We start from the raw sequence: 20,558 nt of genomic DNA on the forward strand, positions 1-20,558 counted from the left end.
GCTGCGAACGGAAAGGAAAATGGGGGCTGTTGCAAGGCGGGGAGGATTCCCTATAGTCGCTGCGGTAACGAGTGACATGCACACTGCATCGGGAGTCACCGCTTTGAGCATTAAGCCGGTGAAGCGCTCACCTCGCCGCGACGGGCCGCCGATGCCCGACGGGCAGGTGGAGTTGGCCGAGCCGCCGGTACTGGGTGAACCCGCCGGCGTGGACTTCGGTTCCGCGCTGCTGTACCTGCCGATGGGGCTGGGTGCCGGTGCGATGGTGCTCATGTTCAGCGTCCGCAGCATGGGCCCGACCACCTACATGATGTCCGGGATGATGGGCGTCGCCATGATCAGCATGACGCTGACCCAGGTGGGCCGCAGCAGCTCGGAGCGCCGCCGCCGGATGAAGGCCGAACGCCGCGACTACCTGCGGTACCTGGCGCAGCGTCGGCGCCAGGCCCGGACCGCCGCGGCCGAGCAGCGCGCCGCCCTGCTGTGGGACAACCCCGACCCGCGCGCGCTGTGGGCGTTCGCGATGGGGCCGCGGCTGTGGGAACGCCGCCCCAGCCACGAGGACTTCGGCCGGGTCCGGATCGGCATGGGCATCCGCCGCGCCGAACTGGTCTTCCTGCCGCCGCAGACCAAGCCCGTCGAGGACCTCGAACCGCTCACCGCGATCTCGCTGCGCCGCTTCACCAAGGCCCACCAGACCGTTCCCGACCTGCCCATCCCGGTGGCGCTGCGCCGCTTCACCCGGGTGGAGTTCGCCGGCGACGGCCAGGAGGCGCTGGCCCTGATGCGGGCGATGGTCGCCCAACTCGCCGTGCTGCACGCCCCCGACGAGCTGCGCGTCGCGGTGCTCGGCAACCCGGCCGCCCGCGCCGAGTGGGACTGGGTCAAGTGGCTGCCGCACAACGCCCACCCCGACGAGCAGGACGACGCCGGCGCGCTCCGGCTGGCCGCCGGCGACCACGACGAACTGATGGCGCTGCTCGGCCCCGAGGTGCGCGACCGCCCCGACCACGACCCCGACGCGTCCCCGAACGTCACCGAGCCCTACCTGGTGGTCATCGCCCAGGGTGCCCATCTGCCGGACAGTTCACGGCTGTTGGGGGAGGGGATGCGCAACACCCTGCTGCTCGACGCCACCGGCGCCCTGCGCGGCGGCGACGACGTCCTGCGGCTGACCGTCCGCGACGGCACCGTCAGCTTCCCGGCCGGCGACGACGCCTCCGCGTCCGCGACCGCCGACGCGCTCAGCGCCACCGCCGCCGAGACCCTCGCCCGGGGCCTGGCGCCGCTGCGCACCGGCGGCAGCGTGGACCTGACCGAACGCCCGCTGGAGTCCGACTTCGACCTGACATCGCTGCTGAGCATCCGCGACCCCCGCACCTTCGACGTGGCCGCCAAGTGGCGCCCCCGGCAGACCCAGTCGGCCCGGCTGCGCGTTCCGCTCGGCGTCACCGACGAGGGCGAGGTCGTCGAACTGGACCTCAAGGAGTCCGCGCAGGGCGGCATGGGCCCGCACGGCCTGCTGATCGGCGCCACCGGCTCCGGCAAGAGCGAACTGCTGCGCACCCTGGTGATGGGACTGGCCGCCACCCACTCCTCCGAGGTCCTCAACCTCGTGCTGGTGGACTTCAAGGGCGGCGCGACCTTCCTCAACATGGACCGGCTGCCGCACACCTCGGCCGTCATCACCAACCTCGCCGACGAGATCCACCTGGTGGACCGGATGCGGGACTCCATCAACGGCGAGATGATCCGCCGCCAGGAACTCCTGCGCGAGTCCGGCCACTCCTCGCTCTTCGACTACGAGAAGGCGCGTGTCGCGGGCGCCACCCTCGCCCCGCTTCCCTCGCTGCTCATCATCGTCGACGAGTTCTCCGAACTGCTCGCCAGCAAGCCGGAGTTCGTCGACCTGTTCGTCTCCGTCGGCCGGCTCGGCCGAAGCCTGGGCGTCCACCTGCTGCTCGCCTCGCAGCGGCTGGACGAGAGCCGTATCCACAAGGTCGAGGGCCACCTGTCCTACCGGCTGGCCCTGCGCACCTTCTCCTCGATGGAGTCCCGCAGCGTCATCGGCGTCTCGCACGCCTACGAGCTGCCGTCGGCACCCGGCAACGGCTACCTGAAGGTCGACACCACCAACCTGGTCCGCTTCAAGGCCGCCTACGTCTCCGGCCCGGCGCCCGAACCCGCCGCCGAGAACGACCCGGCCCAGCAGCAGCGCGCCGCCCAGGAGGTCACCGTCTTCGGGCTCGACCGCAGCGGCGAACTGCTCTCCGCGCGCGCCGAGGAGACCGCGGCGCTCGCCGAGGCGGCCCGGGCCGCGCAGGCGGCCCGCGGCGCGGCCGCCACCACCGGCCCCGACGGCGAACCCCTCAGCGAGGAGAGCCTGTTGGAGGTACTCGTCGGCCGGCTGGAGGACGCCGGTCCGCCGGCCCGCCAGGTGTGGCTGCCGCCGCTGGACTCCTCCGTCAGCCTCGACCAGGTGCTGCCCGCCATCGTGCCGGACCCCGACCGGGGCATGAGCGCGGCCGACTACCCCCGGCTCGCCTCGCTGCGCTTCCCGCTCGGCATGGTGGACAAGCCCTACGAGCAGTCCCGCGACCTGCTCACCGCGGACCTGTCCGGCGCCGACGGGCACATCGGCCTGGTCGGCGCGCCGCGCACCGGCAAGTCCACGATGCTGCGCACCTTGATGCTGTCCCTCGCGCTGACCCACACCCCGCAGGAGATCCAGTTCTACTGCCTGGACTTCGGCGGCGGCGGCCTGGTGTCCACCTCCGGCCTCCCGCACGTCGGCTCGGTCGCCACCCGGCTCGACCGGGACCGGGTACAGCGCACCGTCGCCGAGCTGACCCAGCTCCTGGAGCGCCGCGAGGCCGAGTTCGGCGCGCGCGGACTGGAGTCCATGGCCGGCTACCGCGCGCAGCGCGCCACCGGCGAACTGGACGACCCGTACGGCGACGTGTTCCTCGTCGTGGACGGCTGGGGCACGCTGCGGCAGGACTACGAGGACATCGAACCGCGCGTCATCGACCTGGCCGCCCGCGGACTGTCCTTCGGCATCCACGTCATCGGCTCCGCGGTGCGCTGGTCGGAGTTCCGGCCGCGGCTGCGGGACCTGCTGGGCACCAAGTTCGAACTGCGGCTCGGCGACACGCTGGAGTCCGAGGTCGGCGCGCGGGCCGCGGCGGCCGTGCCGCACCAGCCCGGCCGCGGCCTGACCTCCGCCGGCCACCACTTCCTGGCGGCACTGCCCCGGCTGGACAGCTCCCCGCACACCGAGGACCTCACCGCGGCGACCAAGGAGGCCGTCGCGGAGATCGACACCTTCTGGACCGGCCGCCCCGCGCCCGGCGTGCGGCTGCTGCCCGGCCGGCTGTCGACCGCCCAACTCCCGCCGGCCGAGGGCGACCTGCGGGTCTGCCTGGGCTGGGACGAGCAGCGCCTGGAACCCGCCTGGCACGACTTCTCCGTCAACCCGCACCTGATGGTGTTCGGCGACAACGAGACCGGCAAGACCAACATGCTGCGGCTGATGGTCGCCGCCATCACCTCCCGCTACACCCCCGAGGAAGCCCGCATCATGGTCGCCGACCCCGGCCGCGGCCTGCTCACCGCGGTCCCCGAGGCGTACCGGGTCGGCTACGTCGTGGACAGCGACGCGCTCGGCCAACTGGCCGCCAGCGCCGCGGTGTCGGTCGGCAAGCGGGTGCCCGGCGCCGACATCTCGCCGGAGAACCTGGCCCGCCGCGACTGGTGGAGCGGCCCGCTGCTGTTCGTGCTCATCGACGACTTCGACCTGTTCTCCGGCGCACCGGGCTCGCCGTCCCCGATGACGCCCCTGGTGCCGCTGCTGGCCCAGGCCCCGCACATCGGACTCCACCTGGTCCTGTCCCGCAGCACCTCGGGCGCGATGCGGGCGATGATGGACCCGGTGCTGCGGCGCCTGTGGGAGCTGGGCAACCCGGCCCTGCTCTTCTCCTACCCCAAGGAGGAGGGCAAGTTCATCGGCGAGGCGAAGCCGCGCACCCTGCCGCCCGGCCGCGCCCAGCTCGTCACCCGGCGCTCGGTCAAGCTCATGCAGACCGGACTGGTGGCCGCGGAATGAGCCGATCCCGTCCCGCCGCCGCCGAGTTCCGCGCCGCCACCGGACGTACGACCGGTCAACGTACGACCGGTCAACGTACGACCGGTCAACGTACGACGGGCGAACGCACCGCCGCTGCCCGTGCGACCACCGTCCGTACGACCGGCGCCCGAACCACCGCTGCCCGTACCACCGTTGGGCGCACCGGCGGCGGCCGTACCGCCGCCGCGCGCGACCGAGCCCCCCACCGCACAGGAGCGACCCGATGACCACTGCCTCCGTGGTTCCCGGAGCCGGGACCGGCACCGAGGTGTGCCGGGTGACCGTCGTCGGCCCCGGCGGACAGGCCGACCTCGCGATCCCGGTCACGCTGCCGGTGTCGGCGCTGCTGCCCGTCCTCGTCGAGCACGTGGTCTCCGACGTGCGCGACCGCGGCGCGCCGTGGGCGCTGCAACGCCTCGGCGAGGCACCGCTCGACCCGGACGGCACCCCCGCCGGACTCGGCCTGCGGCACGGCGACGTGCTCCACCTGCGCCCGGCCGACGACCCGCTGCCCACCCTGCACTTCGACGACGTCGCCGACGGCGTCGCGCACGTCGTCGGCTCGCTGCCCGGCCGCTGGCGGCCCGAGCTGACCCGCGCGCTGTCCCTGACCATGGCCGCCCTGGCCGTCGTCATGCTCGCGCTGGCCCTGCTGAGCGCCGGCCCCGGCGACTTCGCGGGGGCCGGCGCGGGCATCGCCGCGGTGCTGTTCGCCGCGGCCTGCGCCACTGGCGCCCGGCTGGCCGCCGACCGGGCCGCGGTGGTGACCGCGGGAATCGCGGCGATGGCCATGGGCGGACTGGCCGGACTCGCCTTCCGCGCCGGCCCGCACGGCGGCTTCGACCCCGGCGTGCCCGGCCTGCTGGTCGCCACCGGCTGCGTCACCGCCGTCGCCGTCGCGCTGGTCGCTCTGCGCGCCATGCCGTTCCTGCTGCCCGGCACCGCGGTCGTCGTCGCCGCGGCCGCGGCCGCCGCCATCGGGCTGCGCGCCGCCTTCGACTGGCGGGCCGGCCAGGCCGTCGCCGTGGTCGGGGTCGGACTGTTCGTCCTCGGCCACTTCGCCCCCCGGCTCTCGCTGCGCGCCGCCCGGCTGCGGGTACCCCAACTCCCGCACAACGCGGAAGAGTTGCAGGAGGACGTCGATCCCGAGCCGCAGGAGCGGGTGGAGCGCCGGGTACGGGCCGCCACCTCCTACCTGGACGCGCTCAGCCTCGGGTTCTCGCTCGCCTTCGCCGTCGTCTTCTGGTTCATGATCCGCGAACACGGCTGGATCGGCTGGGCGTTGCCGCTCGTCCTCGGCGCCGCGGTGCTGCTGCGCGCCCGCGGCCTGGCCGGCACCCTCCAGCGGGTGCCCACCGTCATCGCCGGCGGCGTCGGCCTGGCCCTGCTGCTCCTGCAGCAGTGGACCACCGGCGGCCCCGGCGAGCGCGGCATCGCCGCCGCGCTCCTGGTGCTCACCGCCGTCGCCCTGCTGGCCGGCGCCTGGCGGCTGCCCTCCAGCCGCCTGCTGCCGGTCTGGGGCCACAGCGGCGACATCACCGAGATGCTCGTCGCGATGTCGCTGCTGCCCCTGCTCCTCCAACTCCTGCACGTCTACTCGCATGTGCGCGGACTGACGAGCTGACGGACCGGAACCGAGAGGAGGACCCCCATGCAGACCCGACGGGACCACGTCCAGGCGTACCAGTTCGCCGTCGGCCGGCTGGCCACCGCACTCGTCAGCGGCGACCCCGGCCGCGGCGACAGCCCCACCCGCCGCGCCTCGCTCGGCACCTTCTTCGGCGTGGGCATCGTCATCCTGCTGTGCGTGGGCTTCGGCGTCTACGGCCTGATCGCGCCGGCCCCCGACCACTCCTGGCGCGCCTCGGGCGCGTACATCGTGGAGAAGGAGACCGGCAACCGCTACCTGTACGTCGACGGCGAGCTGCGCCCGGTCCGCAACTACTCCTCGGTGCTGCTGCTCGCCCGCAACCCCACCGCGCACACCGTCTCCCGCCAGGACCTCGAAGGCATCCCGCACGGCACCGCGGTCGGCATCCCCGGCGCGCCCGACGAGGTCCCCGCCCCCTCCCAGGTGATCGGCGACGCCTGGACCCGCTGCCTGCGGCCGCAGTTCGCCGGCGGGCAGAGCATCGACTTCAGCCCCGCGGGCCGGACCACGGCCTTCCCCGCCGACCGGCAGACGCTGCTCGTCGCCGCCGACGGCACCCGCTACCTGCTGTGGAAGGGCACCAAGTACCGCGTCCCGGACCAGGCGACGCTGGTCGCGCTCGGCCTGGACACCGACCAGCCGACCGCCGCCCCCGGCGACTGGCTCGCCGCGGTGCCCACCGGCCGCGCGCTGACCGCGGTCCGCCCCGCCGGACAGGGCAAGCCCGGTGGCACGGTCGCCGGACACGCCGTCACCGTCGGCCAGTTGTTCACCACCACCACCACGGCCGGCGAGCGGCACTACTACGTGATGACCCGCGGCGGGGTGGCCCGTACCAACGCCACCGAGTCCGCGCTGCTGGCCGCCGAGCCGCACGTTCCCCCACCCCTCCAGGTGCCCTCCTCCGCGCTGGCCGCCGTCCGCCTCACCGACGACCCCGAGATGGCCGGCGCGCTGCCGGACGTGGCCGGCGCCCCCGCGGTGTCCGCCGACGGCCAGACGGTGTGCCTGGCCCAGCACGTCGACGGCAGCGCCCTGGGCACGCAGGTCGTCCTCGAACGCGGGGACGCCGCCACCGGCAGCCGCGCCGTCCTCGTCCCGCCCGGCCACGGCCTGGTGGTCAGCAGCCGCGAGGAGACGCTCAGGAAGGCCACCCACCCCAGGACCTACCTCGTCACCGACGACGGCACCGCCTACCGGCTGGCGAGCGACGACGTCACCGCCGCCCTCGGACTGTCGGGACTGGTCTCCCTGCTCCCCGACGACATGATCGCCCTGCTGCCGACCGGCCCCCTCCTGACCATGCCCGGCTCGACGAGCGCGGGAGGCGGCCGTGTTTAAGGGCATCCGCGCGCTGCTGCCGCCCGGCCCCTCGCTCCAGTGCCGCGCCGTCGGCGACGCCCTGCTGATCCAGCCCAAGGGCAGGACCGACCAGTCCGCCTGGCGGTTCGCCAACGCCCTGGCCCGCGACGACCAGCACACCGTCGTGGTCGTGGACGTCCCCGGCGTCGCCCCCGACACCGCGGCCGACGCGATGGCCCGGGCACTGGCCGACAGTACCGGCAGCCTGCGCCTGGTCTTCGGCAGCGGCACCTCCGCGGAGATCCGCAGGGCCGGGCAGCGGATCGCCGACGAACTCGGCACGGTCGTGGTGGTCCCCGACGGCGAGGTGCTGCCCACCGCGGGCGGCGGCCTCTACATCCCCGGCGGCCACGGCTCCGGCTGGCTGCGGCTGCGGCCCGGCCGCCCCTTCGAACACGACTCCATGGGATTCCCCAAGCCCCGCTGGCAGTTCTCGATGATGGACCGGCCCTGGGTGACCAGCCCGTACGCCGTCGTCGAGCCGCTGCCCTGCGGAGTGTGGGTGCGCGGCGCGCTGCCGGACGCGGCGGAGGACAACCGCCGCCGGCTCTTCGGCCGCCTCGCCATCGACCCCGACGTCATGACCGTCGTCCTGGGCTGCCCCGGCGGCCCGGCGGTACCGCTGGCGGACGTCGTACGGTTCTGGGACACCGTGATGCCGACGACCCGCTCGCGCATCCGCTTCGTGCACTTCGGCCCCGTCGCCCTGCCCCAGGAGGGCGAGGCGCTCGGCCAGCAGCTCGCCGACGCGCTGGAGCACCAGGTCGTCCTCTACACCGGCATGACCGACGACGACCGCGCGCCGTCCGACCCGGCCGGCCCCTCCGACCCGTCGGGCACCTCGCCGAACGGTGCCGCGCCGGACGGCGACGAACGCACCGGCGGGCGCTCCGCCTTCGTCCGCGAACTCCTCTACAGCCCGCGCGGCACCGAAGGCGCGCCGCCGCCCGCACTGGTCGGAGTGCGCGAACCGCTGCCCGGCTTCCCACCGGTCGCCCCCGGTGTCTACGAGTACGCCTTCGACGCCGTGCTGGAGGTCGTCCAGAGCGGGCTGTGGATGCGCCCGCACACCGAACCCGACGACGGCGACGACGTCCGCAGGATCGCCGCCGCCCCCGGCGACCGGCTCTTCCTCTACCACCGCGGCACCCCGGACATGGCCGCGCGCATGCGGGCGCTGGCCGAGGACGCGCTGTGGCGGCTCGGCGCCGACGCCCGCGGCGACTTCGTCCTGCGGCCCGCCGACGACCCGGCCGTCGACACCGGCGCCTGGTACGCCGAGCCGATCGCCGTGTCCGACCCGCACGAAGCGGTGACGGCGGCGATCCCGCCGACCACCCGGCCCGCCGGCACCGCGCCCTGGGCGGCGCCTGGCACGGCGGCAACCGGTGCGGTGGGCAGTGCGGTTGATAACGTTGTCGGGGGTGGCGGAGGCCTCGGGGGCGGGGTAGGGGTCGGGGTCGGGGTCGGGGTCGGCGAGAGCGTTCCTGGGGCTGTGGCGAACGAGTCCGCCGCGGGTCCGGCCGCCGAGCCGCGGCACGCTCCGGTCGCTCCGGCCACTCCCTTCCAGGCGGAGGTGTGGGCGTCCGCTGCCGAGGATCTGTCCGCACCCGCACCAGCACCCGCGTCCGCCTCCGTGTCCGCCTCCGTGTCCCGGGCCGTCGCCGAGGAGCCGTCGAGTCCGCGGCCGTTGAGCGGCCTGACCGCCGAACTCGCCCTGCCCGACGGCTGGGTCACCTCGACCGCCACCGGGTCCAACACGGCCGAGGCGGCGATCCCGGCGATGCCCTCCGCGCCTCCCGTCGCGGCGGGCCCCGAGGCGACGGTGACGGCCGGGGCCGCCGCGACCTCTTCGGGTGCCGCAACCGCCGACGGGGCTCTTCAGACGGCCACTTCCGTGTCGGCTGACCCAACGGGCAATGGTGTCACGGGAGTTGGGGCTCCGCAGCAGGCTGCCGCTGCTCCCGTTCCTACGGTCACGCGGCCGGAAGCTTCGGTGACGCCTCTGCTTGCCGGGCGCGCGGGTTCGGGTGAACCGGATGCGTCGGGTGTGGCGGGCGCCTCGGTGGGTGGAGTTGGTGGTGGCGGTTGGGGTGTGCCTGGGGGTGTGGGGATTTCGCGTTCCGGTGCGACGGAGTCGGGGTCGGGTGCGCACGCGGGGGTCGGTGCGGATTCGGAGCGTGGGTCGCTTGCGGGTGGGGGTGCTGGGCCCGAGGGGCCGGCCCACCCGGCCACCGGCCCCGCCGCTGTTGCGCCGGCGCCGCCGTTGCCGGACCCGTTGCCCGCTCCATCCGGGGCGGACGGTCACCCGTCGGTGCGCCGGCTCGCTCTTCCGCTGGCCCACCCGACCACGATCTTCCCGCCGTCGAGCGACAGCCCGGCGCCCGCCGCCGCTGGACCCATGCCTCCGGCGATGCCCTCGGCGACGCAGCCGGCGCCGGCCCCGCGGCACGCACCCGTCCCCCCTGTAGCGCCCTCGACTTCCGGTGCGCTGCCCGCGCCTGGCGCCGCACCCGTGCCCCCGGCCTCGGGCCCGTCCGTGAGTACGTCCCGGGGCGCAGTGCCCGCGCCGGGAGCCGCGCCCGGGTTCGTACCGCCGCCGGAGCCCACCCCGCCGGGTACACCAACTGCCGTGCTGCCAGGTGCTGCTGGGTCCCCTCCGGTGGCGCCGGAGGCCGCGGCACCTGTGCCGGTCGCTTCGAACGTCGGTGGGTCGGGGTCGTCAGCGCCTGTGCCGTCACGTGCGTCAACTGCGTTGCCGCCGACCGCTGCCGGCCCGGAGTCCCGGGTGGCGCCGTCGGTGCCGCCCGCCGCGGCACCCGTGCCGTCCGCTCCCTACGCCGGTGGGCCCACGCCGGGGTCCGCCGTACCGCCTGGGACGTCAACCGCACTGCCACCAGCCGCTGCTGGGCTGCCCCCGCAGCGCGTGGCGCCTGGACCGGGCGCCGTGCCTCCATCCGTGGCGGCGCCTTTGCCGCCGGGGTTGCCGCAGCCCGTGTCCGGTGCGCCGTCGCGGGTCCCGGCGGCGCCGGGAGCATCGCAGCCCGCGGGGACCGCGCCGTCCACCTCGGGCGCGCCGACTCCGCAGCCGTCGGGCGCCGTTGGGCCCGCGCTCGTACCGCCGCCTGCCGCGCCGCCGCCTGCCGCGCCGCGGCCGGTCGGGCTGCGGTTGGAGTCCGCTGGGGTGTACCCGGCGGCTCCGGTGGTGGCCGAACCCCCGCCCGCCGTCAGCGAGTTGGCGCCGCGGATGACCGTCGCGGCCACCCCCGTACAACCGCCCGCCGCGCAGGCGCCCGTGGGGGTTCGCGTGCAGCCCGTGCCGAAGGGGGCCGCGTGTGCGGTGCCGCCGGAGCGGGGGATCGAGCGGGAGCGGGACTGGGTGCGCAAGACGTTCCGGGCGCAGTACGACGTGGCCGCGGGAACGGTGGCGCGGGTGATGTCGGAGGTGCCCGGGCTGCGCAGCGCGAGCCGGGAGAAGGCGTCGGACGCGCTGATCGACCTGGTCGCGGTGCGCCTGTACCTGACCGGGAACAGCGCGGGTGTGGACGAGTCCGTGCGGTCCGCGCGGGTCGGGCCGCATGTGCCGCTCGCGCGCTGCGTGGCCTCGGGGCTGCGCAGGCTGCCGTCGTACCGGGGCGCGGCCGTGCTGGGCGCGGAGCTGACCGACGCGGAACGGGACTGGTACCGGGACGGGCGGCTGGTGACGGAGTGGTCGTTCTGCCCGGCGTTCGCGCTGCCGACGGCGGACCTCCCGGCGGACCTTCCGGCGGAGCCGCGGTTCGTGATCTGGTCGATGACCGCGCGGCGCACCGGCCTGCTGGACGCCGCGGTGCCCGACCGGGTGGTGTTCCTGCCCGGCACGACGTTCAAGGTGCTGCGCCCGGCCGGCACCGCGGGCGACCCGGTCCTGATCCGGGAGATGGCGGCGACCGAGATCGGCGCGGACGGACGGGTGAAGCCCGGGCGCTCCGCGCTGGACGACCTCGCCCTGGAGAGCCTGGAGCGAGCCGCCGCCGCGCTGGCGAAGGCAACGGCGAGTACGCCGGCGGGAGCATCGGCGAAGTCACCGGCCGGGGCGGGCCGGGCCCCGGGTCCGCGGTCCCCGCAGCCGCAGACCCCGCCCGGCCTGATGGCCACCGCGCCCCGGCCGCGCGCCGGGGCCGGCCCGCACGCACCCGCGCAGGGCGCGACTCACGAGGGAGCGACGCTGTGAACCGGCAAGTGCTAGTGGTCTCCCCGGACCGGCCGGGCGCGTACCGGTCGCTGACCGAGGCGCTCGCGGACGCCGCGGAGGGCGCGCTGATCACGGTGGGCCCCGGCCGCTACGAGGAGGCCCTGCACCTGGTGCGCACGGTCACCCTGGCCGCCGACGGCGCCGGCGGCACGGCCCAGGTGCACGCCCCCGCCGGCAGCACCGTCGTCGTGGACGCGGAGGCCGTGCAGATCTCCGGGCTGCTGCTCAGCGGCGCCGACCCGGAGGCGCCGGTGCTCGACGTGCGCCGCGGGCAGGCCGCGCTGGACGGCTGCCGGGTGGCGGGTCAGGCGTGGACGGCGGTGCTGGCGTGGGACGCGGGCACGGTGGCGCTGCGCGACTGCCAGGTCACCAACTCCCGTGGCGCCGGAGTGGTGTTGACGTCCGGTGGCGGCAATGTCGTGGAGCGGACCACCATCTCCGAGGCCGGCTCGTCGGCCGTGGTCGTCGCCGAGCAGGGCCGGCTCACGCTGCGCTCGTCCACCCTGGACCGCGCCGCGGGCAACGGCCTGTGCGTCAACGGCCGCGGCGCCGTCGTCGTCGAGGCCACCCGGATCACCGGCAGCGGCAAGCCCGCGCTCGCCGTCGAGCAGGACGGCCGGGCCGAGTTGAGCCGCGTGGAGGTGACGGGCAGCGCCGGCCTGGACGCGTACCTCGCCAGCACCGCCGACGTCACTTTGGCCGACTGCGTGTTCACCGGGTCCCGGGGCGAGTCGGTGTACGTCAAGGAGTGCGCGCCCGTCCTGCGCGACTGCGTGATCACCGCAGCGGCCCAGGTCGCCCTGCACGCGGCGGCCGGCGCCCGGCCGGTGCTGGAGCGCTGCCGGATCGACGACACCCCGGTGGGCGTGCTCACGGAGGACGGCGCCGAGGTCACCGCGACCGAACTGGCCGTGCGGAACGCCGCGACGGCCGCGGTGCGGCTGGGCGGCGGCGCGGCCCGGCTGACCCGGCTGTCGGTCGCCGACGGAGGCCCCGCGGTGCAGGCGCTCGGCGGCGCCCGGCTGGACGTCGACGAGGCCGACGCCACCGCGAGCGGGACCGTGGGCATCGAGTTGGGGCAGGGAGTACGGGCCCGGCTGTCCGAGGTGCGGCTGCGCGTGGGCGGCGGCTGCGCGCTCGCCCTGGCGGACTCCGCCCACGCCGAACTGGACGGCTCGACCGTCGAGGGCGGCGGCGTCGTCATCGGCGCGGACAGCGAACTGACGGCCCGGGACAGCGAGTTCAGCGGCTCCGACGGCGACGGCCTGCGGGTCGCAGGCGGCACGCTCACCGCCGTCGGCTGCCGGGTGCACGGCGCCCGCGGTCACGGCGTGCACCTCGCCGCCGCCTCCCGCGCGGAGCTGAGCAACTGCACCGTCTTCGACAACGCCGGCGAGGGCATCCGCTCGGAGACCGCCGAGCCGGTCGGCGTCCACGACTGCGAGGTGCGCGACAACTCCGTTACAGGCGAACGCCGTTCGGCCGCCGGGCGCGGTGGCGGCAGCGGACCTGACGCGGGCGGCAAGGAGCTGACGGCCACGTCGGCCGCCGGCGGCGGCGCCGCGGGCCCGGGTCCGGCCGTGACGGCCACCGGCGGCACGGGCGCCGGCCCGCTCGCCGAACTCCAGTCGCTGGTCGGCCTGGAGAGCGTCAAGCGCGAGGTCACCGGCCTGATCGACCTCAACAAGATGACCAAGCGGCGGATGGAGATGGGCCTGCCCATGCCGCCGATGAGCCGGCACCTGGTCTTCGCCGGCCCGCCCGGCACCGGCAAGACCACGGTGGCCCGCCTCTACGGCGCGGTGTTGGCCGAGTTGGGCATCCTGCGGCAGGGCCACATCGTGGAGGTGGCCCGCGCCGACCTGGTCGCGCAGATCATCGGCGGCACCGCCATCAAGACCACCGAGGTCTTCACCAAGGCACTCGGCGGCGTGCTCTTCATCGACGAGGCATACACCCTGACCAACCAGTCCCGCGGCTCGGGACCGGACTTCGGCCAGGAAGCCGTCGAGACGCTGATGAAGCTGATGGAGGACCACCGCGACGAGATCGTGGTCATCGTCGCCGGCTACTCGGCGCAGATGGACCAGTTCCTCGCCTCCAACCCCGGCATGGCTTCCCGCTTCGCGCGGACCATCGAGTTCCCCAACTACGAACCGGACGAACTCGTCACCATCGTGCGGGGGTTGTGCGGCAAGCACTACTACGAACTCGACGACGGCGCCCTGGAAGCGTTGAACCGCTACTTCGTGGACGTGCCCAAGGGCGACACCTTCGGCAACGGCCGGGTGGCCCGCAAGATCTTCGAGGAGATGATCGGCCGCCAGGCCACCCGGCTGTCCGCCCAACCCCACCAGGACGACAGCGCGTTGAGCGTCCTGACCGGCGAGGACGTGACCGAGCTGCCCGGCACCCCGACCGCCGGCGACAGCGACCCCGAACTGCCCGAGCTGCCCGGACTGCGCCGGCTGGCCGCCATCACCGGCCTGGACACCGCCCGTTCGGCGCTGCGCACCCGGCTGCGCGCCCTGTCGGCCGCCCAGCAGCGGCCCGGCACGCGCCCCGAACCGCTGTCCGCCCGGGCCAACGTCGTGCTCGAAGGCCCGCCCGGCAGCGGCCGCCGCGCCCTCGCCGCGCTCTACGGGCGCTGCCTGGCCGAGCTGGGGCTGCTGCCCACCGGCGCCACCCGGCACATCCGGCTCTCCTCGCTGCCCGCCCGCTGGGCCGAACAGCCCCTGCTGCGGCTGGCGTCGGCGCTGGAGGAGAACGCCGGCGGGGTGCTCGTACTGGAGTGGACCGAGGCGTTCGAGCAGCGCAGCCCGCAGTCCCGCGAGGCCGTGCTCAACGCGCTCGCCCGGATCGTCACCGTGCCCGGCGACACCGTGCTGGCGCTCATCGGCACCCCCGAGCACCTGATCGGCCTGATGCGCGAACGCACCGACGTCGCCCAGGGGTTCGCCGAATACGCCCGCCTGGAGCCGTACACCCCGGAGCAGACCGTGGAGCTGGTGCGGCGCCGGCTGCGCGGCTACGGCTTTCAGATGGACGAGGACGTCGCCCAGGCACTGGCCGAGACCTTCGCCCGCTCGCCCGAACAAGCCGGCGCCTACCGCGCGCACCGGCTCGCCGAGAGCCTCGCCGCGAGCGCGCGGGCGCGCACCGTCACCCCGGCCGACCTGCCCCGCCAGGCCCCCGAGCAGGCGGCGGTGCTCGCGCCGGACGAGAGCGCCCGGGACGAGAGCGCCCCGCCCCCGGCCGCGCCCTCCGAACCCCCCGAACCCCCGTACCAGCGGCCGGAACCGCTGGCCCGGCTGTGAGCTTCCGGCCCGCCGTGACCACCAGCGGCACCCGCGGCGGACCGGGACGGAAGAGCAGACGCACACCGACGAGAGGACAGCCCGACCATGGCACTGACATCAGTCGAACTGCAGGGAATGACCGCCGCCCAGGGCACCTTCCAGACCGCCCTCGACGACGGCGCCACCTCCTACGCCCAGATGGCCGGCCAGATCGACGGCCTGCGCGGGAGCTGGACCGGTGACGCCTCGACGATCTACGGCAACGCCATGCAGGCGTGGCTGGACGACTTCAACAAGGTGAACCAGGCGCTGCGGACGATGCTGGAGAAGCTCCAGCAGAACACGCAGGTCTACGCCAACACCCACGAGGAGACCCAGCAGACCGCCCACACGGTCGCCCAGAACATCGCCTCCGGCGTCACCAGCCTCCCGGGTTTCTGACCCGCACCGGCCGCACCGCACCACCGCCCGTTCCCCCTCTTTCCTCCAAGGAGCCCCCCGTGGCGACGTACACCGTCCAGATGGAGCAGGTCGACGTCATCGTCGGCGAGATGAACGCCATCACGCAGCGGATCAACCAGGCCCTGGCCGACCTCGACAACCAGGCCAGGATCAACCTGAGCGAGTGGACCAGCGACGCGCAGGCCACCTACGCCGAGGTCAAGGCGCAGTGGGACGCCGCTGCCGCGGACATGACCCAGAAGGCCGCCCTGGCCACCCAGCAGCTCGGCAACATCAACGAGTACTACTCCCTGGGCGAGCGCGCAGGCGTCCAACTCTGGGGCTGACCCGCCATGACCTACGGAACCCTCGACGGCACCCTGCCCCCGTCGCCCCCGGCGCCGAAGCACACCGCCCAGGCGTACGACGGCGGTACCACGCTGCCGGCCGGGCAGGGCACGTACAGCAACGACACGCCGTTCACCCCGCCGTCGGTGCCGGGCGGCACCGACGGCGGCAAGGGGACGAGCGTGGACACCCCGTCGATGGACGTGTTCGCCGACAACATCGACAAGCTCATCGCGCCCACGCAGGCCGCCGCCAAGAAGCTGGACCCGGTCAGCACGGCTCCGGGCGCCTTCTACCACGCCGACCAGATCCGCTCGAAGGTCAACGGGCTCAACGCCGACTCCGGGCTGAAGGCCCAGTACGGCAAGGTCCTGGCGGATCTGGTGCAGGGGCTCGGCGACCTGCGGGACGGAGTCAGGCAACTGGCGTCGCGCTACTCCACGTTGGAGGACGCCAACAAGATGACGTCCCAGGATCTGCAGACCGCCATGCAGTCGGCGGACGGCGACTTCTCCGTCCTGCTGACCGACTCGGGCGGGGCGTCGTCCGGCGGGGGCGCGTAACCGCGCGCGGCAGCAGCCGCGTTCACCGTACGCGGCGGCTCACGCGGTGGCTCACGCGGCAGCACACGCGTCACCCAGCGGATGGCACGGCGGGTCGAGGACGACAGGTCGTGCGTAAGTGTCCTGTCCGGCGGGGCGGTTCGGATCACCGGACGCCCCGCCGGCCAGGACCGGCGACCAGCGACGGCGCAATGACGGAGGACTTGCTCACATGGGCACCGACTACGACAGCAACGGATTCTCGCAGGGCGACGACGGCGCCATCTACGGCGACCCGTCCGACACCGGCCAGATCTCCGACTACGACAGTTGGGACTGGAAGCAGATCGAGGCCGCGATCCGTGGCATGTCCGCCGGCACGGACGACCCCGACAACGTCGACCGTGCCGCGGCCGTCGCGTCGCCGCAGAGCCTCCAGGACGCGGCGAACGTCTTCTACCACGTCCAGGTGGTGCTGTCGGGCGTCGCCCAGGCCCTCCAGGACCAGGCCAAGGCGCTCGCCGGTGACGACGGCCCGTGGAAGGGCGACGCCGCCGACGCCTTCTACGACATGATGAGCACCTTCTCCAAACAGGTCGCCGCGACGGCCGACGTGCTGTCCGGCGGCCAGACCGCCGACGGCGGCAGCGGTTCGGGCAACTCCGTCCCGCAGCAGCTCGCGGACAACTCCGTCAACCTCCTCAACGCGCAGAACAAGATCGGCGAGATCGACGCCTGGTACGCCAACCAGGCCACGCTGATGGGCGTCACGCCGATGAGCAACGGCCTGATCCCGGTGAGCAAGAAGCCCGAACTGGTCAAGATGCTCAACCACGACATGCGCGCGGTGCTGAAGAACCTGGCCGCCGACTACCAGGTCACCATCGACTCGGTCCGCCCGCCCGGCACCATCACCGGGCCCGCCGCGACCGACCCGCCGCCGGTCGACGAGCCGCCCGCGGACGCCCCGCCGGACGACTACCAGCCCGCCGACTACACCCCGTCCGATCCCGCGGACCTGTCGAACTCCGATGGCGGCGGCCTCGACACGCTCGCGCCCGACGCCGCGCTGACCAGTGCCGCCGGATACGACCCCGCCCAGGACGCGATGCCCAGCCCGTACTCCGGCAGCCTGGACACCAACGGGCCCGGCTCCGGCCTCGGCGGGGACAGCGACCTGGGCGGGCAGGGCGGCCTGGGCGGCCTGGGACCGGACGGCGGCCTCGGCACGGACAACAGCACGCTGGACCCGAACGCCTTCGACCGGATGCTCAACCCCACGGCGTTCAGCGGCGGAACGGGCGTCGACGGGAGCGGCGGCCTGGGCGGTGACACCGGCCTCGGCGGCGACAGCGGCCTGGGGAGCGACACCGGCCTCGGCGGCGACAGCGGCGGCCTCGGCGGCCTGCCCCTGGCGAACCCGTCCGCGTTCGGCGGCGGCACCGGACTGGGCGGCACCGGCACCCTGCCCGAGTCCGACCTCGCCGAGGACCCCAGCACCTGGAAGGACGGCGCGACCGCGGCCGACTTCCCCGGCGACACCGGCATCGGCGGGACCTCGGGCCTCGGCGACGGTTCCGGCCTCGGCGGCCTCGGCGACACCAAGGGCCTCTCGCCGTCCGCCTTCCCGGGCAGCACCACCACGGGCGGCTCGGCGCCCAACGCCGCCGACCTCGGCCTGGAGACGGACACTCCCGGCTTCTCCCCCTCCGCCTTCCCCGGCTCCACCGGCCTGTCCGCGAACGGCGGCGGCCTCACCGGCGGCACCAGAAGCGGGACGCCGTTCACGCCGGGGATGGGTGGGGGTGCGCAGTCGGCTGCGGGTGGGTTGGATCGTAGTGATGCGTCGGGGTTGTTGGAGGGGGACGGTGAGCCGTGGTCGGGGGATGTGGGGACGGCGGGGGAGGGGTTTTTGCCGTCGGGTGGTGTTCCGGTGGGTGTGGATGGTGGGTTGGATCTGCCGGGGTTTGAGCCGTCGGAGTTTCCGGGTTCTTCGGGGTTGGGTGGGGAGGGTGCTGGTGTGGGTGGTGCTGGTGGGGGGACGCCGTTCATGCCGGGGATGGGTGGGGGTGCGCAGTCGGCTGCGGGTGGGTTGGATCGTAGTGATGCGTCGGGGTTGTTGGAGGGGGATGCTGAGCCGTGGTCGGGGGATGTGGGGACGGCGGGGGAGGGGTTTTTGCCGTCGGGTGGTGTTCCGGTGGGTGCGGGTGGTGGGTTGGATCTGCCGGGGTTTGAGGCGTCGGAGTTTCCGGGTTCTTCGGGGTTGGGTGGGGAGGGTGCTGGTGTGGGTGGCACCGGAGGCGGGACGCCGTTCATGCCGGGGATGGGTGGGGGTGCGCAGTCGGCTGCGGGTGGGTTGGATCGTAGTGATGCGTCGGGGTTGTTGGAGGGGGACGGTGAGCCGTGGTCGGGGGATGTGGGGACGGCGGGGGAGGGGTTTTTGCCGTCGGGTGGTGTTCCGGTCGGTGCTGATGGTGGGTTGGATCTGCCCGAATCCGAGGCGGCGGCCTTCCCGGGTTCGTCGGAGTTGGGTGGCACCGGAGGCGGGACGCCGTTCATGCCGGGGATGGGTGGGGGTGGTGCGCAGTCGGCTGCCGGTGGGGCGGACCGCAGCGACGCGTCGGGGTTGCTCGATCCGACAGCCGAGCCGTGGACCGGGGCGGACGACCCTGCGTCCGGTGAGGTCGCGGCGGCCGGGACCGTACCCGGCGGGCAGGAAGGGCTCGACCTGCCCGGCGCCCTGCCCGAGGAGCAGGAGACGGCCGCGCAGGGCGGGATGCCCGGGATGATGATGCCGGGGATGGGGGGAGCGCCGGGTGGGGCGGCGGGTCGGGAGGAGGGTGCGTCCTCCGACGCGTCGGGGCTGCTCGCGCCGAGCGCCGAGCCGTGGACGGAACCGGGAGTGCCGGTGGCCGAGGCGTCCGGATCGGCGCCGGCCGGTACCGGAGCGGCCACGCTGTCCGGGCTGCCGAACGGCACGGAGGCGGGCGCCGGAGCCGCGCCCGTACCGGCCGCCGCCGAGGAAAGCGGGGCCGACGGGACCACGGAAGGGTTCGCGGTGCCCGCCGCGGCCGAGGCGTCCGCCGTACCCGCGGCGACCCCGTTCCTGCCGATGGGCGGCATGAGCGCGGCCGGTGCTCCCGGCCGCCGGGACGAGGACGACCACGGCACCCTCGTGGAGCCGACCGGCGAGGCGTTCGCGGAACCGGCGGCCCGCGAGGCCCTGGCCGCCGACGCGCTGGCGGCCGGCGTCACCGCGCCGGCCGCCCCGGCCGTACCGGAGGGCCCGGCGCACGGCGGCGACCCGCAGTACGCGGCGTACGACGGGTACGACCCCTCGGGCGGCGGCGAACTCGGCGACCCGCTGGTGGTGTTGCGGCCGGCCGACGACGACCTGTCGGAGGAGGACACCGCGGCCTGGGGCGTGGCGGGAGCGTCGTTCGCACCGCTGCTGTGGGCGGCGCGGCCCGAGGAGGAGGCGGAGATCTCCGCGCCCGGGTACGCGACCGCCGACGAGGGGACCTGGGGCACGAGCCCCGGGGGCGCTCCGCGCGGGGCTGACGGTGCCGCGCAGGCGGAGGGCGAGGACCAGCCGCTGGCCACCTGGCGGCCCAACCGGCCCGCGGCGAACGGTGAGTCGGCGGTTCTCGCACCGGCCGAACAGCCGCTGTCCTGCGCACCCGCGTCCGCGGACGACGAGTGGGACGAGGAGGAACCGGAGGGAGCCCAGGACGAGTCCGCCGACGAGGAGCCCGCCGCGCGCGGCATCGCCGACCTGCTGGTGCAGGAGGGCGACACGTGGGGCTCGCCGCCGGTCGCCGACGGCCCGAACGGGGTGTTCTGAATGGCCCCCGCCGGGAGGAGCGCGCACGCGGCCCGGTGGGGTACGGAGCCGTACGACGGTGGTCGCCACCGCCACCGCCACCGCCACTGCCATCGAAACCGCCACCGCGACCGCGCGGCAACACGAGGGCGACGTGAGGAGAGGAAGCCGTGAGCACGCCGTACGACCGGGACATCGAAGGACTGCTGGAGCTCTACCGCAAGCAGCGGGAGGAGGCCGTCGAGACGCGGCGGCGGATCAACGAGGTGACGGGCACGGCGACCGCGCCGCGCCAGACGGTGAAGGTGACCGTGGGCGCGCAGGGCGACGTGACGGCCATCGACTTCCCGACCGGCGCCTATCACCGCATGGCGCCCAAGGAGCTGTCGGACGTCCTGCTGGCCACGATCCGCGAGGCGCGGGCCGAAGCCATGGAGAAGGTCGCGGAACTGACGTCGCTGGCGCTGCCGCCCGGCGTGACCGTGGGCGATCTGCTGCGCGGCGAGGTGGACCCGGCGGCGATCCTGCCCGACGACCCGCCCATGCCGGACGCGGTGCGGGACTACCTCGACAACGGCCGGCCTGAGGGAGCCGCGCGTCGCCCGTAGCCGCCACCCGTTCCGCCGCGCTCTGCCCCAACAGCCGTTCCACGTAGGTCCGTTCACGTCCGCTCGGGTCCATCCGCTCGGGTCCATCCGCCCAGGTCCATCCGCTCACGCGTCAGCGCCGTGC

General features: G+C 74.6%; 10 protein-coding genes. All 10 read left to right on the forward strand.

Going from position 1 to position 20,558, the window contains the following annotated elements:
- The first annotated feature begins 151 nt into the window (after positions 1-151).
- The 10 genes from eccCa (at position 152) to AB0399_RS18310 (ending at position 20,434) form a co-directional block, all read left to right on the forward strand.
- Entirely contained in the window at positions 152-4,105 is a 3,954-nt protein-coding gene (gene eccCa, locus AB0399_RS18265) for a type VII secretion protein EccCa (RefSeq protein WP_366412012.1), read from the forward strand.
- A 244-nt stretch (positions 4,106-4,349) separates the two neighbouring features.
- Positions 4,350-5,750: a type VII secretion integral membrane protein EccD gene (gene eccD / locus AB0399_RS18270; protein ID WP_366411996.1), complete on the forward strand. Its 1,401-nt coding sequence runs from the start codon at positions 4,350-4,352 to the stop codon at positions 5,748-5,750.
- A gap of 27 nt (positions 5,751-5,777) precedes the next feature.
- Entirely contained in the window at positions 5,778-7,118 is a 1,341-nt protein-coding gene (gene eccB, locus AB0399_RS18275) for a type VII secretion protein EccB (protein WP_366411997.1), read from the forward strand.
- A complete protein-coding gene (locus AB0399_RS18280; RefSeq protein WP_366411998.1) occupies positions 7,111-11,352 on the forward strand; it encodes a hypothetical protein in 4,242 nt (1,413 codons plus the stop codon). The genes eccB and AB0399_RS18280 overlap by 8 nt, the downstream gene beginning before the upstream one ends.
- Positions 11,349-14,690 (forward strand): right-handed parallel beta-helix repeat-containing protein, encoded by a 3,342-nt coding sequence (locus AB0399_RS18285; protein WP_366411999.1) that lies wholly within the window; start codon positions 11,349-11,351, stop codon positions 14,688-14,690. Before AB0399_RS18280 ends, AB0399_RS18285 begins: the two co-directional genes overlap by 4 nt.
- 87 nt (positions 14,691-14,777) lie before the next feature.
- Positions 14,778-15,113, forward strand: a complete 336-nt coding sequence (locus AB0399_RS18290; protein WP_329361273.1) for a WXG100 family type VII secretion target — start codon at positions 14,778-14,780, stop codon at positions 15,111-15,113.
- A gap of 59 nt (positions 15,114-15,172) precedes the next feature.
- Entirely contained in the window at positions 15,173-15,460 is a 288-nt protein-coding gene (locus AB0399_RS18295) for a WXG100 family type VII secretion target (protein ID WP_329361270.1), read from the forward strand.
- 6 nt (positions 15,461-15,466) lie between these two features.
- Positions 15,467-16,024 carry a hypothetical protein gene (locus AB0399_RS18300; RefSeq protein WP_328473519.1) on the forward strand — a complete coding sequence of 186 codons (558 nt, stop codon included), beginning with the start codon at positions 15,467-15,469 and terminating at the stop codon, positions 16,022-16,024.
- A gap of 211 nt (positions 16,025-16,235) precedes the next feature.
- Positions 16,236-19,847 (forward strand): hypothetical protein, encoded by a 3,612-nt coding sequence (locus tag AB0399_RS18305; protein ID WP_366412000.1) that lies wholly within the window; start codon positions 16,236-16,238, stop codon positions 19,845-19,847.
- Positions 19,848-19,996: 149 nt separating this feature from the next.
- Entirely contained in the window at positions 19,997-20,434 is a 438-nt protein-coding gene (locus AB0399_RS18310; RefSeq protein ID WP_366412001.1) for a YbaB/EbfC family nucleoid-associated protein, read from the forward strand.
- Positions 20,435-20,558 lie beyond the last annotated feature (124 nt).

Origin of the sequence: Streptomyces sp. NPDC088194 (assembly GCF_040702025.1) — a bacterium.
Taxonomy (GTDB): domain Bacteria; phylum Actinomycetota; class Actinomycetes; order Streptomycetales; family Streptomycetaceae; genus Actinacidiphila.